The following is a 21,087-nucleotide window of genomic DNA, read 5'->3' as shown; positions in this document are numbered from 1 at the left end:
GCGGCGCCCCCGCACCGGGGTCAGTCGGGGGTGTTGTCGTTGAGCGCGTCTTCGGAGACGGTCGTCATCTCCGACCACAGGGACAACAGGTCGATCAGGCTGCCGTCCGCGGGGCCGCGCAGCACCCACACGTCGTCGACGTGGCCCGACCAGTTCAGGCCCGTCCCGCCGCGGCCGAGCTGGGCCGAGGTGATGGGGCCCGTCAGGGTGACGTCGTTGCGGTAGGACTTGACCTCGGCCTCCGGCGCCGCTTCGAGGGTGCCGTTCACCCAGAACTCCAGCGTCTTCTCCCGGGCCCGGTAGACGATCGCCAGGTGGTCCCAGTCGCCGAACCCGGTGTGGAAGGCGGGGTGCTCCACGACGGTGCCGCCGGGGATCTCCACGACGTACCGGCCGGTCTCGCCCATGTCCGGGTCGCCGCGGGCGGGGTCGAACTTCACCGTCAGCGCGCTGCCGGTGGCCATGGGCAGGTTCAGCAGGGTCATCGCCTTGCGCGCCTGGCCGCTGGTCTCCACCCAGGCCGAGAGGGTGAAGCTCTCCCGCGGATCCAGCACGGCCGACTCGACGGCCGCGTAGTCGCCGGTCGCGCCCGGCAGGCGCAGGGAGCCGGGCACGACGCTGTTGCTCATGGGGGTCTTGGCCACGAAGCGGGCCGCGCCGTACAGCTTGACGGGGGTTCTCGGCGCCTCGCCGCTGTCGTCGGGGACGTTGTTGAGGTGCCACTTGTGCGTCACCGTCAGCATCTCCTTGGACAGCGCCGCCGCCTCCTCGACGCCGACGATCCGGTCGTAGACGCGGACGTCGTCGATCTTGCCGGGGAAGTGGTCGAGCTGCTGGGCGCCCCACAGGACCCGGCCGATGGTGAGCGGGCCGTTGGCCGCCCAGGCGGCGGTGTAGTCCATCTCGGTGCCGGGCTCGCCGTTGACGTAGATGCGCACCTTCCTGGCCACCGAGTCGAAGACGCCCATCAGGTGCGTCCACTCGCCGGGTCTGGCCTGTTTCGCCGACCACGCGCTGGCCGAGGTCGCCGAGGTCGAGTCGGCGTTCATGCGCCAGAACACCCATTTGCGGTTCGGCGCGTCGTAGCGCAGGCAGAAGCCGGACACGTTGGCGCCGTCCTGGGCCAGCACGGTGGCGTAGGACGAGGGCAGGACGTCCGGCAGCTTCGCCCACGCCGTGACCGTGAAGCTCTTGGTGGTGTCGAGCACCGCGGCGTCGGTACGGGCGTAGGCGGTGGTGCCGTTGCCAGCCATCGCCGTGCCGCGGGAACCGGCCACGCCGAGCTGCGGCGTGCCCGCGGTACGGGCCGGGTAGCGGCCGCCGGTCTCCGCCAGGGTGGTGGCGCCGGCCGGGTCGTTGAGCTTCCAGTGGGCCTTCGGCCCGCGGCCGGGCGCGACCCGGAACCGGTAGACGGCCGACCCCTTGGAGTAGTTGCCCGCCTGGTCCTTGACGCGGACGTAGAGGCTGTTGCTGCCGACGACCTTGGGCAGGATCTGCACCGTCTCGGTGGCGCTGCCCGCGGTCCTCTTGCGGAACTGGGTGGGGTCGTCGTTGACCGCGTACGCCCACTCGGTCACCGACGGGTCGAAGGTGATGACGAACCGGCCGTAGCGGCCCATGCCGTCCTGCGGCGTCTGCGCCGGGTCGAGGGGGTCCTCCGCGGCGTACCCGTCGGCGCCGGACGAGGTGATAACCGGCAGCGGCGGCGCCTTGGTGTCGAAGACGAAGTAGCAGGCGGTCGCCGCCCCGGCCGAGCTCCACGGCCCCTTGCCCTTGCGGCTGTCCTGGGCGCGGACCTGCCAGTTGACGACGGTGTTCTCCGGCAGCAGCCCGCGCGGCACCTGCGCCATGAAGCTGTTGCCCGCCTTGCCGGACTTGGCGCTCTTGGCCGGCGTGAGGTACCGCCATTCCTTGTTCTGCCCGGCGGCGTTCTTCCACGACACCAGGAACTCCGCCTGGACCTTGTCGGCCGTGCGGTTGTAGGTGTCGGGGTCGCGGAGGTTCTTGGCGATCAGCTTCGGCGTGGACCAGTTGAACACCGACGGGTTGCCCGGCCCCTTGCACGGGCCGCCCGGCTCCATCTCCAGCTGGCTCATTCTCGGCTGCAGCGGCGGCCGGTTGTAGTGCACCCGCAGGTAGGCGCGCGACTCGAACCGCTTCCAGCCGAGCTGGTCGCCCTCGTCGGCGGCGCGCAGGCCGAACGTGGTGTCCCGCCAGCCCTTCTGCGCCGCCTCCTTGACGCCCGAGGTCACGTTGAACAGCACGTCACCGGCCGGGCAGGACTTGGCGGCGCAGCCCGACCACCCCTTGGCCACGTTGCGGCTGTCCAGCTTGCGCAGCCAGTTGTCGGAGGTGGAGTTCCAGGTGGAGTTCTTGCCGAACGCCTTGGCCAGGTGGATGTTGACCGGCCGCTTGCTGCCGGAGGCGGCCCACACCTCCCGTACGTGGAACTCGGCGGACAGCACCTGCTTGCCGGCCAGCCAGCCGGTGGGGATGCGGTAGAACAGCCGCTTCTTGTGCGGGGAGCCGCAGCTCTTGCCGCTGGAGGGCAGGCCGATCGGGCATCGGCCCATGCCCTGGTCCTTGGTGAAGTTGTAGAGCTCGAACCCGCTGCTGGCCACCATGAGGTTCGCCGAGCTCATCGGCGTGCGGTACATCGGGTCGATGTAGACGGGGAACGTCGTGTCGGCCGCGGTCAGCATGGCCGGGTCGGGGGTCAGCGTGAGCTGTCCCTCGCCCAGTTCGGTGCCGATCGTGGCGATCTTCGACGCGTCGCCGGGGGTGCCGTCCGTGGCGTGCGTGGTCGGCGGGTCGACGGGGCCGTCCTCGCCCACGGTGCCCGTGCCCGCGGCGGGGGGCGCGGGCGCCGAGTCCCACATGACGGGCTTGGGCGCCTCGAAGATCACCGCGCCGTTGTCGGGGTCGACCGCCTCCTGCGTGCCGTCGGCGCCGGTGCTCACCGTCAGCGTCGGCGCGGACAGGCCGAGGGTCAGGCTGGCCAGCCGGGGGTCCTGGGCGGCGGCGGGGGTCTTCACCACCAGCGTGTGCGCGAAGCCGTCCGCGGTGGCCCGCACGCGCAGGTCCACGTCCGGCCCGAGCACGCCGGCGTACACGGCGGTGTCGCCGTCCAGGCTCGGCGTGGGCAGCGTGGTCGGCCAGGTCAGCGACATGGTGTGGCCGGAGCGGGTGAGCGTGGCCATCGGCCCCGTCCCGCCGGCCAACAGCCTGAGGTCCACCAGCGAGGAGTACGGCCGGACCGTCCCGTCCTGGAACCGCAGGCCGTTGTACAGGGGGACCCACGTGTCGCCCTGCTTCTTCCTGATCGGGGCGAGCCGGTCGTTGACGTACATCGTGCCCTCGGGGGTGGCGTACACCTCGCGCGTCTCGCCCCGCTCGGCCAGCACCTCCACCAGTTGCCCCGTGGCCTCGGCGGAGGCCAGCGCCTCGGCCTCGGTCTGCCGGGGATCGGTGGAGACGGTCCACTTCTGTTCGGTCAGCGAGACGTTGTCCAGGAAGGCCGTCAGCGCGCCCTGGCCGCCGAACTGGAAGGTGAGCGCCCCGGTGGTGGTGTCGGCGGTGGAGTCGAAGGTGTAGGAGAAGTGTTGCGGCTGGTCGGGCAGCTCCACGTCCGTGGCGAAGATCTCCGGGCAGGTCTCGGCGTCCTCGCAGAGCACGGCCTTGACGGTCGCCGCGGCGGTGGCGTGGGCGTCGAAGGAGAGCGTGTACGTCTTCTTGGCCTGCAACGTGCGCCCGAGCTGGCGCAGGTGGGCCTGCCCCGGTTCGGTGGTGCCGTCGGCCACGGTGACCTTGAGCACGCCGTCCTCGACCGCCGTCGTGGTCGGCCCGGCGGCCTCCCATGACGCGGCGTCCGTGGTGAACTCCCCGTTGAGCAGCAGCTTCTTGCTGAACGAACCCCGTCCGTAGAAGGCGACCTTCTGGTACGTCCAGCCTTCGGCCAGCGCGCGGGCCTTCTCCGCCTCGCCGACCGCGTACCGGTGGGAGGGGCCCTTGACGAGCTGGTGGACCGGGAGCAGCCCGTCCCCGGCCGCGGCCTGGGCGTGGAAGCGCACGCCCTCGTTCACGTAGCCCTGCGCGACGGCCTGGTCGCGCTCGCTCTGGTCGAGGGTGAAGATGCGATCGCCGCCCGCCTTGCGCAGGCCGGTGACCGGCGACAGCCCGGTCACCGCCTCGCGCGAGACGTGCAGCACCTGACCCTCAGGGGTGTAACCCCATTTCGTCACCGCGCTGTCGTACTCCGTCTCCCAGGTGGTGAACAGCGTGTTGTCGGTGCCGGTGGTGCCCCGTAGCCGGAACAGGGGTTTGACCATCCACGCGGTGGCGGCGTCCACCGCTTCGGCGACCGCCTGCGGCGGCGTCCACACCGTGCCGGCCAGACCGCCCACGGCCAGCGACGCCGCTGCCAGGACGGCCGTCCACCTTCGTAACCCCATGCGTACTCCCCTGGTACACGATCGCGTGGCATGCGTTCCGCCACAGCATCGATCGCTCGGACCGCCCGGGGTAGGCCGCGGCCGCCGGTTGGGAAAACGTGGGAAACGCTTCCCGCCCGGCCGGCCTCCGGCCGCGCCCGGCGTGGCAGCATGAACGCGACCGCTGACACCCCCGCCGGGAAGGGCCCCCATGAACACCGCGGACCTGTACGACGAGCGCGGCGACGAGCTCGACTCCTGCGACCTGCAGCTGCGCCAGTACGGCGGCCGCCGCGCCTTCCACGGCACGATCGTCACCGTGCGCTGCCACCAGGACAACGCCCTGCTCAAGGCGGTCCTGTCGGAGCCCGGCGAGGGCCGGGTCCTGGTGGTGGACGGCGGCGGCTCGCTGCACGCCGCGCTGATGGGCGACATGATCGCGGGCGGCGCGGTGGCGGCCGGCTGGGCGGGCGTGGTGATCCACGGCGCCGTCCGGGACGTGACCGCGCTGCGCGAGCTCGACCTCGGCGTGAAGGCCCTGGGTTCCAACCCGCGTAAGAGCGGCAAGACGGGCACGGGCGAGCGGGACGTGCCGGTGACGTTCGGCGGCGTCACGTTCTCGCCGGGGGCCGAGCTGTTCAGCGACGACGACGGCATCCTGGTCACCCGCGTACCGGGCTGACCCGGCCGCCGCGCGGGCTTCCACGGGGCCGCCGGGGTGTGGTTTCGTGACAGGACATCACGATCCGGAGGCGGACCATGGCATTCCAGCTCATCGTTCTCTACCACCACCCCGAGGACGTCGCGGCCTTCGACCGGCACTACGACGAGATCCACGCGCCCCTGGCGGCCAAGCTTCCGGGCCTGCGGGGCTACACCGTCCAGCGGCCGGTGGCCGGCGGCGGTCAGCGGCCCGCTTACCACCTGGTCGCGGTGCTGACCTGGGACGACGAGCAGGCGTTCATCGCGGCGATGAGCAGCGAGGAGGGGCAGGCGGCGGTCGCCGACGTGGGCGAGTTCGCCGGGTCGGGGGTCACGATGACGACCGGGCCGTCGGGTTCGGTGCTCTGAACATACGAGAAGGGCGTCCCCCACAGGGAACGCCCTTCTCGTCGCGCGCGCGTGTTACTTCTTGACCGACACCGGGGCCGTGCCGGTGTCCTGCTGACGCCAGGCGCCCGTGTCGAACGCCACCGGAGCGGCCTTCCTGCCCACGCCGTCACCCCACTTGGTGACCACGTACTGGATCTTGATGTGACCCTCGCCCTTCACACCGTCCACACCCAGCGTGTCCGGATTGAACCGGCCACCGGTCAGCTCGGCGAACGTCTTGGCGTCCAGGTCCAGCATCACCCCACGGCTGGAGGGGTCACCAGGACCACGGTCACCCACGAAGAACGGCAGCTTCTTACCCTGGTAGACCACGTAACCCTCGGTCATCAGCGGCCACGACGGCGAAGCCGCCAGACCCTTCTGCATCGGCTTACCCGCAGCCGGCAGACCCGTGTCACCGGCACGACCCGAGGAGTCGTCCCAGAAGTAGGACGCCGTCGTCGAACCGGCCAGCACACCCCGGCCGTTCACATCCGCATCAGCATGCGCGGGATGAGCGGCGGCACCGATCGTCAGCGCCGACAGCGCAGCGGCGGAAAGCATGGCGAAAGAACGCAGGCGAGCAGTCATCAGCAGTCTCCTTGGTGACATCGATCATCAGGGGGGCATGCGCTCGCTTGACTCAGACAAGACATGAAGGCCGTAGCCGGGCACAAACGCCATCGGTCGCTACGTGGAGCGCACTTGGTGGTCCGACGGACGTGATGAAGTCACGTGCGGTTCCACCGGCTGGATAGATACAACACTATCCCAAGAAACGGACAAACGCAAACCTAACACCCCAAAACGGGCAAAGATCTACCTCTGAACCGTAAACCCCGGGCAAACAGCCTCAGTCACTGCCAAAGCCCTCGGGGTATGCGTATGTAAACCACTGGCAAGCTCCCGGCATTCCCCCCATGACCTGGGCGTTCGTCCGGGGCCGATCCCCTGCCTCCCCTTGGGCTCCCAGCCAACTGCAAAGAGGATGCAAGCCCGTTCCCAGTGTCGTCCGAGATCATCGCGCCAGCGTCAGCGCGACAGACACGAGGTGAGGAATGGCGACGACGATCAGCGCGTCCACGCTCAACGGACGGCACCACAAGGCGGCACTCACGGTTTTCATGCTCATCGTGGTGGCCCACTGGGCCGAGCATCTGGTGCAGGCGGTGCAGGTCTACGTCTGGGGGTGGCCGCTGAGCGAGGCCCGCGGGGTGCTCGGCCTGCCGTTCCCGTGGCTGGTGACCTCGGAGTGGATGCACTACGGGTACGCGCTGCTCATGCTCGTGGGCCTGGTCATGCTCCGCAAGGGGTTCGCGGGCCGTTCGCGCACGTGGTGGAACATCTCCCTGGGCATCCAGGTCTGGCACCACATGGAGCACCTGCTGCTGCTCGTGCAGAAGATCACCGGGCTGTACCTGCTCGGACGGCCGGTCCCGACCAGCGTCCTGCAGATCTTCCTGCCCCGGATGGAGCTGCACCTGTTCTACAACGCGGTCGTCTTCGCGCCGATGGTGGTGGCGATGCTGCTCCACCGCCGGGCCGCCGAGCACGGCGGGGCCGTCTGCACCTGCGCGGTGGCGCACTAGCTCATGGCGGTCACCAGACGACGTCCGGGCGGGTTCACGGTGGTGCTGGCCGTCGTGGGACTGTTGCTGCTGTCGGTGTCCGTGCCGGAGTTCGGCCCCGTCGTACGGGCCGCCCGCGCCGACGGGGTGAGCGGCGCGTTCACCGCCCGGGAGCTGCGGTGCGTGCGGCATCCCGGGCACGAGTCCTGCGTCTGGGCCGGGGACTTCACCTCCGGCGACGGGCGGATCCGGCGGCGCGACGTCGAGCTGTACGGCAGCGACCGCGGCACCCTGGCGGCGGGACAGGCCACCGCGGCCGTGGACACCGGCCGCCTGACCCGCGTCTACGGGCCGGAGGGCTCGGACGAGTGGCTGTTCACCGCGCTGCTCACACTGGCCGGGGCAGCCGTGCTGACGGTGGCGGCCAGACGGGCGCGCCGCCCCGCGCCCGAACCCGCGCCCGAACCCGCGCCCGAACCCGTGCCTGAATCCGTGCCTGAATCCGTGCCCGAACCGCGCGCCTGAACCCCGCGGTGCCGCGTGCGGGCGATCGCCCGTACGATTCCTCCAGCGTTTTCCGGATCTTGTGAGGTTCGTGTGTTCGGGATCATCCGTCCGTGCGGTGAGCACGGGTGCGCGGCGGTACGCGCGGCGTGGCGGGCGCACCTGTGCGGGCTCTGCCTGACACTGCGGGACGGGCAGGGGCACGCCGCCCGGCTGACCACCAACTACGACACCCTGATCCTCTCGGTGCTGACCGAGGCCCAGCTCCCGGCCGCCGTGCCGCACCGGACGGCCGGGCCGTGCGCGCTGCGCGGGTTCCGCTCCGCCGACGTGGTGGACGCCCGCGGTCGCGGCGCCCGGCTGGCGGCGGGGGTGTCGCTCGTCCTGGCCGCGGGCAGGCTGCGCGACCAGGTGGCCGACGGGGACGCCGCCCCGGCCACGGCTCCGGCCCGCCGCCTGCTCGCGGCCCGCTGGCAGGCGGGCGGCGCCAGGCTGGCGTCCGGCGTCGGCTTCGACACCGCCGTGTTGTCGGCGACGGTCGACCGGCAGCTCGAACGCGAGCGCCGGGCCCTCACCGCACCGATGGACCTGCTCGACCTCACGGCGCCCGCCGAGGAGGCGGTGGCGGCGGCCTTCGCCCACACCGCGGTGCTGGCCGGACGGCCGGGCAACGCGGCGGCGCTGGCCGAGGCCGGCCGGTTCTTCGGCCGCATCGCACACCTCCTGGACGCCGTCGAGGACCAGGCGGGCGACGACGAGCGGGGCGCGTTCAACCCGCTGACCGCCACCGGCACCGGCCGCGAGCGGGCGCGGCAACTCTGCGACGACGCCGCCCACGGACTCGCCCTCGCCGTGGCCGACCTGGAGCTGGACGAGCGGCACCTGGTGGAGCGGCTGCTCGGCGCCGAGGTGCGCCGGGCGGTCGAGCGCTCGTTCGGCGCGGCCTCCTACCGGCGTCCCGGCTGGATCCGCAGGTCGGGGGCAGGGGTGGTGACGTTCCTGACCTGCGGGCTCTGGCGGCCGAGGTGGAGCAAGAAGGCGGGACGGCCCTGCTGCGAACGCTGCTACCTGGACAACTGCAGCAGCTGCGACTGCCCCGACTGCGGCGGCTGCTGCGACTGCGGCTGAGCCGGCGGCCGGGGCGCCGGCGAGAGGGTCAGGGGGCCGAGATGTGCAGCACCTCGCCCGCCTTGTGGTAGCCGACGCGGGCGTAGACGCGGCCCGCGGCGTCGTCGGCCGGGGTGAGGAACGGCATGGTGATGCCGGCGTCGACGCCCGCCCTGGTCAGCAGGGCCGTGACGGCTCCGCCGATGCCGCGCCGCCGGTGCGTGTCGCGCACGGCGATGCCGGCGACCTCGGCCACGCCCTCCTGGGGGCCGCCGAGCTGGCCGGCGCCGACGACCTCGCCGGTGGCGACGTCGGTGGCCGCCGCCACGAGGCCGCCGCGGTCGAGCACGCCGCGCAGCCGCGCGACGTCGTGCTCGGTGACCTCGGGCGCGTCGAAGGCCGCGTTCATCACCCGCGCGACCTGCCACAGGCCCGGGTCGTCGGTCACCAGCGCGAGGCGTACGGCGGCGTCGGCGGGCGGCTCGGCGAGCGACCCGGCCGGGCACACCAGCAGCGGGAAGCGCCCCTCGACGGCGAACCCGGCGGCCAGCAGGGCCTCCTCCACCTTGGGCGCGACCTGCGGCACGTACTCCAGCCGGGGTGTCCTGCCGCGCTCGCGGAAGGCGGCGGCCAGCGCGGCCACCTGCTCGCCGGTGGGCGCGAGGTCGTCGTCGGGGATGGCGTAGTTGAACGGCGGCGCGTCGTCGTGCTCGTCGAAGCGGATCAGGAACGGCCCGGCCCGGTGTGCCCGGGTTCCGGCCGCCGCTCGAAGGTATGCGTGCACGCGGGCGCCCAGCAAGTGAAGTCCTCTCGGTCGACGTACGACGCGATTGACGTACGACCGTCACAAGGTAGGGCCGCGCCCACCCCCGGACAAGCGGTTTTCCAGGCTCCCCCGGAGGGGCGCCGGGTCACCAGCGGTCGAGATGCAGCACCTCGTCGAGCGGCTGCCGCGCGGCGGGCCGGAAGCTCTCCCCCGTGAAGTACGCGGTGGGCAGCAGCACGCCCTGGCGCACCTCGGCCGGGATGCCGAGCAGCTCGGCGATCTCGCTCTCGTACTCCAGGTGCAGGGTGGTCCACGCGCTGCCCAGGCCGCGGGCGCGGGCGGCGAGCATGTAGCTCCACGCGGCGGGCAGCAGCGAGCCCCACAGCCCGGCCTGGTTGCCCTCGGGCAGGCGGCCGCCGGGCAGCTCGATCGCGCCGATCACCAGCACCGGGACGTCGCCCATGTGCTCGGCCAGGTAGGCGGCGCTGCCGCTGACGCGCTCCTGGACGGCCGCGCGCGCCGGGTCGTCCCGGAACATCGAGCGGGCCGAGCCGTCGGAGGTGTGGTAGCTGTTCCACGACCGCCGATAGTAGTCGCCGATCACCTTGCGCCGCTCGGGGTCGGTGACCACGATCCAGTGCCATCCCTGCCGGTTGCCGCCGCTCGGCGCCTGGAGCGCGACCTCCAGGCTCTGGCGGACCAGCTCCGCCGGGACCGGGCGGGACAGGTCGAGGCGCCTGCGCACGCTGCGGGTGGTGGTGAGCAGGGTGTCCGGGGCCAGTGGTTCGATCGTCATGGGGTCATCATGTCAACGCGGGCCGCCGGAATCCCGTAGCCCGTACGGCCCGGCCCGGGCCTGATTTTTCCGCGCCCCTGGACGTATGATCACGCCAGCCGGACTCGCCCGACGCAACCGAAGGAGCCGACCGTGGCCGACGACGAGCAGGACGCGCCCGCCCTCGGCGTGGACACCACCAAGCCCAGCGTCGCCCGGGTCTACGACTACATGCTCGGCGGCAAGGACAACTTCGAGATCGACCGCGAGGTGGCCCAGATGGCGCTCCGGATCGCCCCGGACGCCCCGCAGGCGGCCCGGTCGAACCGGGACTTCCTGGCCCGCGTCGTCCGCGACCTGGTCGTCGAGGCCGGTATCCGCCAGTTCCTGGACATCGGGTCGGGGCTGCCCACGCAGGGCAACGTGCACGAGATCGCCCAGGCGTCCGCGCCGGGCTGCCGGGTGGTCTACGTCGACCACGATCCGATCGTGCTGGTCCACGGCCGGGCCCTGCTGGCCGTCGACGACAGCACCACCGTCATCGAGGCCGACATCCGCCGCCCCGACGACGTCCTCGACCACCCCGAGACCAGGCAGCTCCTCAACCTGGACGAGCCGGTGGGCCTGCTGCTGTTCGGGATCCTGCACCACCTGGCGGACGAGGAGGACCCGGCCGGCATCGCCGCGCGCCTGGTCGGACGGCTCGCGCCCGGCAGCCACGTCGCCGTCTCGCACTTCCACAACCCGATGGAGGAGCGCCCGGAGGTGTCGCGGCAGGCGTTCGAGGCCGAGCGGCTTTTCAACGACACCATGGGCACCGGGCGCTGGCGCACCCGCGAGGAGATCCTCGGCTTCTTCGACGGCCTGGAGCTGCTGGAGCCCGGCCTGGTGCCGCTGGCCGAGTGGCGGCCGGAGCCGGGTTACCGGCCGGCCCTGGGCATCACGTACCACACCTTCCTGGGCGGGGTCGGGCGCAAGCCGTGACGGTCAGCAGACCGCGTCCGGCAGGGCGATCGGCACCTGCTGCCGGTCGCCCGGCGTGAGACGGCGGCCGAACACCTCGCACAGCCGCGCCCGCCAGCTGCCGGGGTCGAGCCGGAGCAGGTCGGTGGAGTAGCCCGTGGCGCCGTCGCCGCCCTTGAGGCGCAGCAGCAGCGAGCCGTCGGGCGAGATGTCGAGGAAGTCCTGGGCCTGGCGGAAGGTGTAGCCCTCCTCGTAGGACACCCCGGTCCCGCCGAGCCCGTAGACGCTGATCTCCCGCTCGCGGAACAGGAACAGCCGGCCCGCGTTCTCCGGCATGATCGAGGTCATGCGCTCGCCGCCGCGGATGTTCTCGCCCGACGAGCGCAGCGGCCCGAGCACCTTCCTGAGCGGGTGGGTGAGCCACACCTCGGGCAGCATGCCGCTGCGGAACAGCAGCAGGTGGGTGCCCGTGCGGTCGAAGACGAACCCGCTGACGACGTCGGCGCCCACGGTCAGCCGCCGGTCCTTGACCTCCTCGCCGGTGCGCAGGTCGATCGTGCGCAGATGGTCGGCGCCCTGCACGGCGACCATCAGGTGGCCGGCGCTCCACGGGCTGACCTGCACCTCCGTGACGACCGCGCCGGGGCCGGCGACGTCGAAGGCGCTCTTGCGGCGGCCGGTGGCCGGCTCCCAGCGCTCCAGGCGGCGGCCGGCGACGGTGAACAGGTCGCCGTCCTTGAAGAAGTAGGTCAGCTGTGTGCCCTCGGGCGGCCGGGCGGTGGTCACCTCGGTGAGGGGGGACAGCGAGGGCAGCGCGCGGACGGCGACCCTGGTCGGGGCGACGGCGTCGGCGAGCAGGCGTCCCGACTCGTCCGCGACGGGGTCGCCGTCGGCGTCGAGGCCCTTCGGGCTCTTGGCGCGGGAGACGTCGGCCAGGGTGCGCTGCGGATCGCCGGTCTCCATGAGGCGCAGCCGGGCGCCGCCGTCGGCCTGGGCGACCATCCGGGTGCCGCCCTGGAGCAGCGCCGGGTTGCCGATGAGCTGCTCGCCGTCGCGCAGCGCGGTCAGCACCAGGGTGTCGGGCGACCTGGTGAGCAGTTCCTGCGCGCCGGGCGCGCCCACCAGAGCGACCGGGGCGGCACTGGTCTGGGCGTCGATCCAGGCGCGCGACAGGGTGCGGCCGCCGGCCAGGTCGACCAGCTCCCAGCCGGCGGCGCCCTGCTCGGCCACACGCCTTCCCTCGCGGTCGACGACGAACGCGCCGCACGGGCGTCCGGCCTCGAAGCCGCCCAGCCGCTCGCCGTCGCGCACCGCGAAGCCCGTGTACGTGGCGGCGCGGCCGTCGTCGCTGGTCCGGCAGGTCACGGCGGTGGCGCCGTCGCCGGAGACGGCCAGGCCGTCGGCCGGGCCGAGCTCGCGGATGGTCAGCTGCCGCCACACCGGGCTGCCCTTGCTGCTGTACACCTTGGCCACGCCCTTCTCCCGGACGACCAGGGTGGTGGCGTCGGGGCCGAACCGGACCAGGTCGGCGGGCAGGTCGTACACCCAGGTGCGGGGGGTGCCGGTGGCGCCGAGCGACTGGAGCACGAGCTTCTTCGGGCCCGCGGTGACGATCCAGCCGTCGTCGCCGTCCGCCCTGACGTCGGCGACGGGCTCGTCGGCGGCGAGCCCGCCGGCCGGGACGGGCCGGTCCTGGCGGGCCAGGACGTGGCCCTGGTCCAGCAGCTCGCCGTCGCGCGGGTCGACGCGGTGCCAGACCATGCCGCCGTCGTCGAGGGCGTAGGCGATCAGGCCGCCGTCGGCGGAGACGGCGGGCCGGCTGGTGCCGCCCCGGTCGGGCAGGTGGGCGGGCCGGTAGCGGCCGTCGGGGCCGCGGGTGAACAGCGTGGCGCGGCCGGCGGCGGAGGTGGTGGTGGCCAGCAGGACGCGGGCGTCGTCGCTGGCGTCGGCGGCGGTGATCGAGCCGAGCGCGCCCGTGGCCACGCCCTTGGTGTACCGGTGTTCGACGTAGCGCTGCAGGAGCTGGGCCCTGGCCTCCTGGGTGGGGGCCGCGCGGTAGGCGCCGACGGCGAGCAGCGACGACAGCTCGGGGTCGCGTTCCGCCAGGTCGGCCGAGGCGCCCGCCAGCGCGCGGGAGCGGGACTCGGCGGCCCGCTGCTCGCCGATCCGGCCCTGGTAGAGCGTCCAGGCGACCAGCGAGAGGACCGTCAGCAGCGCCACCCCCGCGCCGCTGATCGCGCCCCGGCGGCGCAGCGCGCGGCGTCGCTGACGGCGGCGGCCCTGGCGCAGGTAGTCGTGCTCGTCCTCGGTCAGGTCGGCGGGCCGTTCGGCGAGCCAGCGGGCGGCGGCGGCCAGCTCGGGCGGGCCGGGGAGCCGGTCGGGGGCGCGACCGGCCTGCCGCCAGCGGCCCATGTCCTGGTGGAGCAGGTCGCGCCATTCGAGGAACTTCAGGTCGGCGGCGACGATCCCGGCCAGCCGCGGCCATTCGGTGATCAGCGCCTCGTGGGCCAGTTCGACGGTCTGGCGGCCGTCCGCGCCGGTGTCCATGACGAGCAGCCGCCCGGCGGCCAGCCGGCCGGCGGTCCGCCAGCGCTGCTCCCCCGCCTCCTCGCGGGTGACCCGGCGGCGCAGCGGCGCGTGCGCCCCGGCGGTGACCCGGACGAGCCGGGACAGCAGTTCCTCCCCGGCCGCGGTGTCCTCCTCGGGCACGCACGCCGTCCAGACCTGCTCGGCCTGCGCGCCCAGGGCCCCGCGCACGCCGCGGCACGCCTCGTAGGAGGTGTGGGTGATGCGGCCGCCCTCCTGCTCGTGCCAGAGGCGGTCCAGCAGGAAGCCGATCAGCGGCAGGGCGCCGGGCGCGCCGCCGGCGTCGCCCAGGATGCGGTCGACCAGGCCGGGGTCGTACGTCACGGCGGGGACGGCGTCCAGCGGCGCCTCGACGGCCTGCCTGAGCTGGTCGCGGGTCATGGGGGTGAGCCCGTAGGTCTCGCGGCCGAGCGCGCCGCCGAGCGCGGGGTGGGACAGGGCGGCGGGCAGGAAGTCGGCGCGCAGCGTGAACAGCACCCGCACGGCCGGGCAGGCGCGGGCCGCGGCCAGCACCACGGCCGCGTCGTCGGCCTGCTCGGGGTCGCCGACCAGCAGTTCCTCGGCCTGGTCGACGACGAGCAACAGGCCCGTCGCGCCGGTGTCGCGCAGGACCTGGGCGACGACGTCGGGCAGCCGGCCCTTCCGCAGCGGCTCGCGCAGCGCGTCGGCCCTGGCCAGCGCGTCGGCCCCGGTCAGGCCCGGGTGCGACAGGGCGGCCAGCTCGGCGGCGAGCGCATCGGGCCAGGACCGCACGGCCGACGGCCGCAGGACGACGACCTGGCAGCCCTGGCGGCGCATGGCGGGCACGACCCCGGCCAGCGCCAGCGACGACTTGCCGCAGCCGGACGGGCCGGTGAGCGTGACCTCGGGGTGGGTCTGGAGGAGGCGGGCGATCCGGGCGGTCTCCACGTCGCGGCCGAAGAAGACGGCGGCGTCGCCCTCGCGGAAGGCCGACAGCCCGCGGAACGGCGAGGCCGGCCGCACGGTCGCGGCCAGGGCGGGGACGGCGCGGGTGAGCGACCGGGTGGGGATCACGAACGCCTGGCGGGGCCCGCCGGGCTGGGCCGCGACCACCATGCCGACGACGTCGCCGAGCTCGACGTCCCAGACGGGGCTGCCGCTGAAGCCGCTCTCGATCGGCACGCCGCGGGGGTCGTCGGGGGCGCACTGGAGCCAGCCCTGCTGGGTGCCGCCGAGCAGCCGCCCGGTGTGCCAGCCGCCGCCGCGCAGGCCGGGCGGGAACCCGGCGACGACGACCCGGTGGCCCCACAGGCTGCGCGGCTCGGCCATGCGCAGCGGGCGTCCGCCCGGGGGCGCGGCGTCCAGGCGCAGGACGGCGATGTCGCCCGAGCCGTCGGCGGCGGTGTGGACCCAGTGCTCGACGTGGGCGCGCACGGGCGCGGGTTCGCCGGCGAAGGGCAGCTCGACGGTGACCCAGGCGTCCGGCGGCGGCGGGCCGTCGGCGTGGCCCAGGGCGCCGGAGACGACGTGCGCGCAGGTGAGGGCGCGGTCGGGGGCGATGAGGAAGCCCGCGCCCGCCACGGCCCCCTCGGGGCCGCGCACGCGCAGGACGGCGAGGTTCAGCGCCTCGTCGGGCCCTGTCTCCATCACTTACGGTCACCGTCCGTCACTCCAGGTCGTCAGTTGAGCCAGTATGGCCGCTGGGCGGGGGCGGTGTTTGCCGTTCCTTGACATGCGAGAAGGGCGTCCCCCGCGGGGAACGCCCTTCTCGTCGTGCGCGCGTGCTACTTCTTGACCGACACCGGGGCCGTGCCGGTGTCCTGCTGACGCCAGGCGCCCGTGTCGAACGCCACCGGAGCGGCCTTCCTGCCCACGCCGTCACCCCACTTGGTGACCACGTACTGGATCTTGATGTGACCCTCGCCCTTCACACCGTCCACACCCAGCGTGTCCGGGTTGAACCGGCCACCGGTCAGCTCCGCGAACGTCTTGGCGTCCAGGTCCAGCATCACCCCACGGCTGGAGGGGTCACCAGGACCACGGTCACCCACGAAGAACGGCAGCTTCTTACCCTGGTAGACCACGTAACCCTCGGTCATCAGCGGCCACGACGGCGAAGCCGCCAGACCCTTCTGCATCGGCTTGCCGGCCGCCGGCAGACCCGTGTCACCGGCACGACCCGAGGAGTCGTCCCAGAAGTAGGACGCCGTCGTCGAACCGGCCAGCACACCCCGGCCGTTCACATCCGCATCAGCATGCGCGGGATGAGCGGCGGCACCGATCGTCAGCGCCGACAGCGCAGCGGCGGAAAGCATGGCGAAAGAAAGCAGGCGAGCAGTCATCAGCAGTCTCCTTGGTGACATCGATCATCAGGGGGGCATGCGCTCGCTTGACTCAGACAAGACATGAAGGCCGTAGCCGGGCACAAACGCCATCGGTCGCTACGTGGAGCGCAATGGGGGCGGACCCAGATGGGCCACTCACCCGCCAATAGGTACACACTAACCCAAGAAACGGACAAACGCAAACCAAACACCCTAAAACGGGCAAAGATCTACCCCTGAACCGTAAACCCCGGGCAAGCGACGCCAACATGGGCAAAAGCCCAGGTCACTGTCGCGGGGTGTCCGTATGTAAACCCCGGGCAACGCGCGGGCATTCCCGACCCCCGCGAACGCCATGACCTGGGCATGAGCCGCCCGGCGGTCACGGCCTCCGGTAGTCGGCCGCCACCCCCACCAGCGAGATCAGGCCCGCGGCGAACTCCATCGCCTCGGCGTGCCCCTCCTCGAACGGCGGCTGGAAGCCCACGCCCTCCCACGTCCGCGCCGTCGGGTTCCACAGGTCGGCGCCGACCTCGAAGTCCCAGCCGTAGACGCCGTGGTCGTACCAGAGCTCGTCGGCGGAGTTGCCGGCCGCCGAGTAGAGCACGTCGGTCACCGGCCCGGTCTGCTGGGGCCAGATGACCGTGCCGCGCTCGGCGGCGATGGCCTGCTCGATCGTGCGGGCCGAGCGCATGAAGTACGCCTCCTCCTGGGCGCTCGGCCTGGGCAGCGCCACGCGGCCGTCGAGCTTGTACGCCCCGGGCGGCCACATGAAGTACCCGCCGTAGCTGTGCACGTTCATGGCGAACCGGATGTTGCGGTACGTCTCGGCCAGCCACATCACGTTGCGGCTCTCCGGCTCCGAGTGCTCGGCCGGACCGGCGTACGTGCCGCTCTGGCAGTTGGCCGAGGCGCCGAAGTAGCCGTCCGACAGGGAGCCGACGGCGTAGTTGCGGTTGACGTCCACGCCCCAGGTGTTGCGCTGCGCCGGGTCGGACTGCGCGGCCGGGCAGTGGTTGGTCATGTTCTTCCGCTGGCCGTTGAAGTCGTAGAAGCTGTAGTTCGCGCCGTCGGGGTTGACGGTGGGGACGATGAAGATGTCGGTGCGCTGCAGCAGCCTGCGGGTGGCGGGGTCGTGGGCGTAGTTGCGCAGCAGCCGCTCGGCGGCCTCGACGGTGACCAGCGGCGCCACCCATTCCCTGGCGTGCTCCTGGGCGTAGGCCAGCACGCCGGTGCGCGAGCCGTCGCGGTGGACGCCGACGCGCAGCGCCAGCACCCGCATGGGCTTGCGGGAGACGTCGGCGGGCGCCTTGAGCGAGTCGGTGAGCCGGGTGGCGGGGGCCGCGGCCATGACGCCGGCGCCCGGGTCGGTGCGGTAGGCGGCGGCCTTCAGCCCGGTGCCCGGCGCGGCGTTGATCGCGGCGACGACCTGGGCGGCGGTGCTGACCGGCGTGCCGGAGCCGTCGGTGGCCAGGCTCACCGTGACCTGCTTGCGGGCCACGCTCACCTGGAGCGGCCGGTCCGGCGCGCCCGGGGCGGCCAGCTCGACGGACAGGTCGTTGCCGCCCTCGGAGCCGTAGGCGTCGGAGGTGACCACGATCGCGGCGCCGGGCGGCGTGCCGATCAGCGCCTGGGCGTGGCGGCGGTAGCCGTTGGTGAGGTTGGGCAGCGGGATGACGTCGGTGAGCGACGGGTACCGCCGGTGCAGGGCCTGGATGCGCTCGTTGAGCTGGGCGGGCGGCATGTACTGGGTGACGAAGTCCTTCTGGTAGCCCGGCGCCCGGTGGTCGGGGCGGTCCCCGTCGGGCCATTCCCGGACGCGGGCCTCGGCCGTGCCGCCGGTCGCCGAGGTGACCGTGACGCGCTGCGGCTCGGCCGGCACCGGGGCGGGGGTGCTGAACTGGTGGCCCAGGTAGGCGCCGGCGTCGACGTACGGGACCATCGCGACCTGGCCGGTGGCGCCGCCGCGGCCCGTCCAGGTGGCGGTGAGGGCCGCCGTCTCGCCCGCGCTGCTGCTGGCCTCGACCGACAGGAAGTACCCGTCGCGGGACTTGTACCAGACGGCCCGTTCGATGACGATCTGGTCCTGCGCGGCGGTGGCGGACGGCGCCTGCCGGGCGGCGGGCGGCGTGCCGGACGCCAGGCCCACGCCGATCGCCCGCAGCTCGGCGAGCTTGCCGGCCGTGAGCACGGCGTCCACCTGGACGCTGCCGTCGGCCTGCGGACGGACCCGCTCGGTCAGGTCGGCGCCGGAGGCGACCAGCCGCTCCATCGCGGCCCTGTCGGGCACGGAGAGCGTGACCAGCGACGCCGGCTCGGGATCGGCCGGCCCCGCCACCGCCGGCAGCGACGACGGCCCGGAGGCGAGGAACGTCGAGACGACGATCATCAGGATGACTGCGGACGCCCTCAAGCCACGCATCGGCTCCTCCAGGATCACCGGTATCCCGATCATTGAAAGCCGACTTGACCCGACCGGCAAGACCCAGTTTCACCTTTCTGTGGAGGCGGCGACGTCCCGAATCGCCGTGACGACCAGATCGGGCTGCCGATAGTGCACGTAGTGCTCGGAGGTGCCGGCCACCACCACCCGCCCGCGCGTGGACCGGGCGGCCACCCGCCGGGCCTGGTCGAGGGCGCTGCGCGGCCCGCCGGACGGGATGACCACCACGACCGGCGGCCCGCCCGGCCCCTGCGCCGTCCCGGCGACCTCCCGCGCGCTGTCCGGCGAGGCCCACGCCTCGGCCCTGGCCGCGGCCATGGTGCCCGGCCCGTAGACGACGGGGGCGGCGGCGCGCGCCGCCGGGGTGGCGTCACCGGGCACCAGGAGATCCCCGGCCAGCCGGAGCAGGCCGATCCTGGCCAGCGCCTGGTCGGCGGTGAGCTGGACGGCCAGCAGCGGCCGGGACACCCGCATGGCCGTCACCGCCTCCTCGTCGGTGGCGTCGATCAGCACCAGGCCCGCCGTCACCTCCGGGTACCGGGCGGCGAACAGCCGGACGATCTGGCCGCCGTAGGAGTGCCCGGCCAGGACGTACGGGCCGGGCTCGCCCGCGGCGGCGAGCAGCGCGCGCAGCTCCCCCGCCGCGCGGCCCGCCGTTCGCGGCCCTGGCCCCTCCTCGCTCCAGGCGTAGCCGGCCCGGTCGTAGGAGCACACGCGCAGCCCGGCCGACAGCCGCCGCTGGACCACCTCCCAGCTCGCGCTCGACTCGACCAGGCCCGCCTCCAGCACCACCACCGGGCCGCCGGACCCCGTGCAGCGCAGGTGCAGGCGGTGGCCGCCGACGTTCACCAGGCGGCCCGGGGGCGGGTGGCGCGTGGCGTCGCCGCGCCGGGCGGCGGTCTCGTAGCCGAGCCCCGCGCAGGCGGCCATCAGCAGCAGCCCCGCGCACCAGGCGGCCAGCCGCCGCGCTCTTGTCATGCCACCGAATCTAGGGAGCCGGCCGCCGGGTTTCCTCGTCCTGGCGGCCGAACGCGGGCTGGGAGCGGGGTCCTGGAGGGCCGTCGTTCAGCGGAAGGAGGCCGCGGAGCGGGGTCCTGGAGGGCCGTCGTTCAGCGGGAGGAGGCCGCGCGGCAGGCCAGCTGGAGGGCCAGGCGTTGCCGCGGGTCGGCGAGGTCGGCCTGGAGCAGGGTCTCGATGCGGCGCACGTTCCTGCTGACGGCGTTGCGGTGCAGGTGCAGCTCCTCGGCGGCGCGGGCGGGCGAGCCGTTGTGGTCGAGGTAGGCGCGCAGGATGGCCAGGAGGTGGGCGGCCCGCTCGCCGCCGAGGTCGAGGATCGGTTGCAGCAGCTCCCTGACGGCGTGCTGGGCGGCGTCGGAGGCGTACCACTCCTCCAGCATCCGGTCGAGGCCGGCCAGGTCGTAGGTGGCCAGCGGCAGGGTGCTGCGGCGCAGGGCCGTACGCGCCTCGGAGGCGGAGGTGCGCAGGCCGACCAGGCCCTGGTGGGCGGTGCTGACCCCGCAGCGCAGCTCGGCGCCCGCCGGGCGGACCCGTTCGAGCAGGCGGGCGGCGTCGCGCACGGCCTCGCGCAGGCCCGCCCTGCCCTGGTCGCGCCGCTGGCTGCGGACCACGATCAGCGCGTCGCCGGCGAGCGCGGCGTTCCAGGCGGCGCCGCCCAGCTCGCGGGCCGCGCGCACGGCCCGCGAGGCGGCGGTCTCCAGCAGGGCGTAGCGTTCCTGGCCGCCGTCGGCCGGGCCGTCGGCGGCGGCGTCCGGGGTCTTCGCGGGGTCCTTCGCGGGTTCCAGGCGCAGGACGACGTGCCAGTCGTCGATCGGCAGGCCGAGGGCCCTGGCGCGGGGGGCCAGCTCCTGCGCCTGGTTCTCGGGGGCGACCAGCAGCTCGGTGAGGAGCTGGGCGCGGGACCGTCCGGGCAGCTCGTCGGACGGGCCCGCGGCGGCGGCCAGGGCGGCGACCCTGAGCACGATCCCGGCGGCCCGGTCGAAGTGCGTCCCGGCGGGCCCGCCGGCCTGGGCGGTGAACGCGCCTCCGTCGGCCCGCACGGGACGGCCGAGAGCCGCGCCGGCCGCCTCGGCGATGCGCTCGGGGACGCCGCCCGCCCCCGCCACGGCCTCCGCGGCGCGCGCCGTACGGACCAGCGCCTCGGCGGCGTCGCCCGCGATGGCCCGGTCAAGGGCCACCACCAGCTCCGCCAGGTCGCCGCCGGCGGCCGCCAGCAGCGCGACCCCGCCCCGCTCGGCCAGCGCGGCGGCGCTCCGGTCCACCGCGGCCTCCAGGGCCTCCAGGGGCTGCCCGGCCTCCGCGGTGAGCACGAGCGCCACGGCGCCGGCCGCGGCGGCGTCGCGCAGCGCGACGTCGAGCCGGTAGCCGGCCGCCTGCCGGGAGGCCGCGCCGGTCAGGACCAGCACCGACCCCGGCGGCTGGCCCGCGATCCCGCCCAGGTCCTCCACCAGGCGCACGCCGGAGGCCGCCGCCGGCACCTCAGGCCCGGCCAGCGGACGCAGCTCTTCCAGCAGGAACATGCCATCAGTGTGCCATCGGCACACGAAGCCC

At 73.7% G+C, this 21,087-nt stretch carries 15 protein-coding genes; 6 read left to right on the top strand and 9 right to left on the bottom strand.

Translation table 11 applies throughout. From position 1 onward, the window contains the following. Window positions 1-20: 20 nt before the first annotated feature. On the bottom strand, window positions 21-4,451 hold the full coding sequence (locus tag ACFYUV_RS43680) for a LamG-like jellyroll fold domain-containing protein (RefSeq protein WP_387680094.1): 4,431 nt from the start codon (window positions 4,449-4,451) through the stop codon (window positions 21-23). Window positions 4,452-4,641: 190 nt separating this feature from the next. Here ACFYUV_RS43680 and rraA point away from each other — a divergent pair, with 190 nt between their 5' ends. Together rraA and ACFYUV_RS43670 are read left to right on the top strand one after the other, a co-directional pair. Further along, window positions 4,642-5,112, top strand: coding sequence for a ribonuclease E activity regulator RraA (gene rraA / locus ACFYUV_RS43675; RefSeq protein ID WP_358302365.1), 471 nt, complete (start codon window positions 4,642-4,644; stop codon window positions 5,110-5,112). 77 nt (window positions 5,113-5,189) lie between these two features. After that, window positions 5,190-5,501, top strand: coding sequence for an EthD family reductase (locus ACFYUV_RS43670; RefSeq protein ID WP_358302368.1), 312 nt, complete (start codon window positions 5,190-5,192; stop codon window positions 5,499-5,501). A gap of 54 nt (window positions 5,502-5,555) precedes the next feature. Here ACFYUV_RS43670 and ACFYUV_RS43665 read toward each other — a convergent pair whose 3' ends face one another. Beyond that, entirely contained in the window at window positions 5,556-6,113 is a 558-nt protein-coding gene (locus ACFYUV_RS43665) for a hypothetical protein (protein ID WP_387680090.1), read from the bottom strand. A gap of 467 nt (window positions 6,114-6,580) precedes the next feature. Here ACFYUV_RS43665 and ACFYUV_RS43660 point away from each other — a divergent pair, with 467 nt between their 5' ends. The 3 genes from ACFYUV_RS43660 (at window position 6,581) to ACFYUV_RS43650 (ending at window position 8,722) form a co-directional block, all read left to right on the top strand. After that, window positions 6,581-7,111 carry a hypothetical protein gene (locus ACFYUV_RS43660; protein ID WP_387680087.1) on the top strand — a complete coding sequence of 177 codons (531 nt, stop codon included), beginning with the start codon at window positions 6,581-6,583 and terminating at the stop codon, window positions 7,109-7,111. Window positions 7,112-7,114: 3 nt separating this feature from the next. Continuing rightward, window positions 7,115-7,615 carry a hypothetical protein gene (locus ACFYUV_RS43655; protein WP_387680084.1) on the top strand — a complete coding sequence of 167 codons (501 nt, stop codon included), beginning with the start codon at window positions 7,115-7,117 and terminating at the stop codon, window positions 7,613-7,615. A 72-nt stretch (window positions 7,616-7,687) separates the two neighbouring features. Beyond that, window positions 7,688-8,722, top strand: coding sequence for a DUF5685 family protein (locus ACFYUV_RS43650; protein ID WP_387680081.1), 1,035 nt, complete (start codon window positions 7,688-7,690; stop codon window positions 8,720-8,722). A 28-nt stretch (window positions 8,723-8,750) separates the two neighbouring features. On the opposite strand, the gene ACFYUV_RS43645 is transcribed toward ACFYUV_RS43650, so the two are convergent. Both ACFYUV_RS43645 and ACFYUV_RS43640 read right to left on the bottom strand, forming a co-directional pair. After that, window positions 8,751-9,485 carry a GNAT family N-acetyltransferase gene (locus ACFYUV_RS43645; RefSeq protein WP_387680079.1) on the bottom strand — a complete coding sequence of 245 codons (735 nt, stop codon included), beginning with the start codon at window positions 9,483-9,485 and terminating at the stop codon, window positions 8,751-8,753. 127 nt (window positions 9,486-9,612) lie between these two features. Then, the gene (locus tag ACFYUV_RS43640) at window positions 9,613-10,263 is read right to left on the bottom strand and encodes a nitroreductase family protein (RefSeq protein ID WP_358303027.1); all 651 of its coding nucleotides are present in this window, start codon (window positions 10,261-10,263) and stop codon (window positions 9,613-9,615) included. A gap of 132 nt (window positions 10,264-10,395) precedes the next feature. On the opposite strand from ACFYUV_RS43640, the gene ACFYUV_RS43635 reads away from it, so the two are divergent. Then, entirely contained in the window at window positions 10,396-11,226 is an 831-nt protein-coding gene (locus ACFYUV_RS43635) for an SAM-dependent methyltransferase (RefSeq protein WP_387680077.1), read from the top strand. Between the two features lie 3 nt (window positions 11,227-11,229). Here ACFYUV_RS43635 and ACFYUV_RS43630 read toward each other — a convergent pair whose 3' ends face one another. The 5 genes from ACFYUV_RS43630 to ACFYUV_RS43610 all read right to left on the bottom strand — a co-directional run bounded on the left by ACFYUV_RS43630 (window position 11,230) and on the right by ACFYUV_RS43610 (window position 21,056). Further along, on the bottom strand, window positions 11,230-15,399 hold the full coding sequence (locus ACFYUV_RS43630) for a trypsin-like peptidase domain-containing protein (RefSeq protein ID WP_387680362.1): 4,170 nt from the start codon (window positions 15,397-15,399) through the stop codon (window positions 11,230-11,232). Window positions 15,400-15,536: 137 nt separating this feature from the next. After that, window positions 15,537-16,094, bottom strand: a complete 558-nt coding sequence (locus tag ACFYUV_RS43625; RefSeq protein WP_387680075.1) for a hypothetical protein — start codon at window positions 16,092-16,094, stop codon at window positions 15,537-15,539. Between the two features lie 364 nt (window positions 16,095-16,458). Continuing rightward, on the bottom strand, window positions 16,459-18,489 hold the full coding sequence (locus ACFYUV_RS43620) for a M14 family zinc carboxypeptidase (RefSeq protein ID WP_387680072.1): 2,031 nt from the start codon (window positions 18,487-18,489) through the stop codon (window positions 16,459-16,461). Window positions 18,490-18,567: 78 nt separating this feature from the next. Further along, window positions 18,568-19,497: an alpha/beta fold hydrolase gene (locus ACFYUV_RS43615; RefSeq protein WP_387680069.1), complete on the bottom strand. Its 930-nt coding sequence runs from the start codon at window positions 19,495-19,497 to the stop codon at window positions 18,568-18,570. Window positions 19,498-19,628: 131 nt separating this feature from the next. Beyond that, complete coding sequence (locus ACFYUV_RS43610; RefSeq protein ID WP_387680067.1) at window positions 19,629-21,056, bottom strand: PucR family transcriptional regulator; 1,428 nt, start codon at window positions 21,054-21,056, stop codon at window positions 19,629-19,631. Window positions 21,057-21,087 lie beyond the last annotated feature (31 nt).

This window comes from Nonomuraea sp. NPDC003560 (assembly GCF_042878785.1).
Lineage (GTDB): Bacteria > Actinomycetota > Actinomycetes > Streptosporangiales > Streptosporangiaceae > Nonomuraea.
This window is presented reverse-complemented; position numbering and strand designations above follow the sequence as displayed.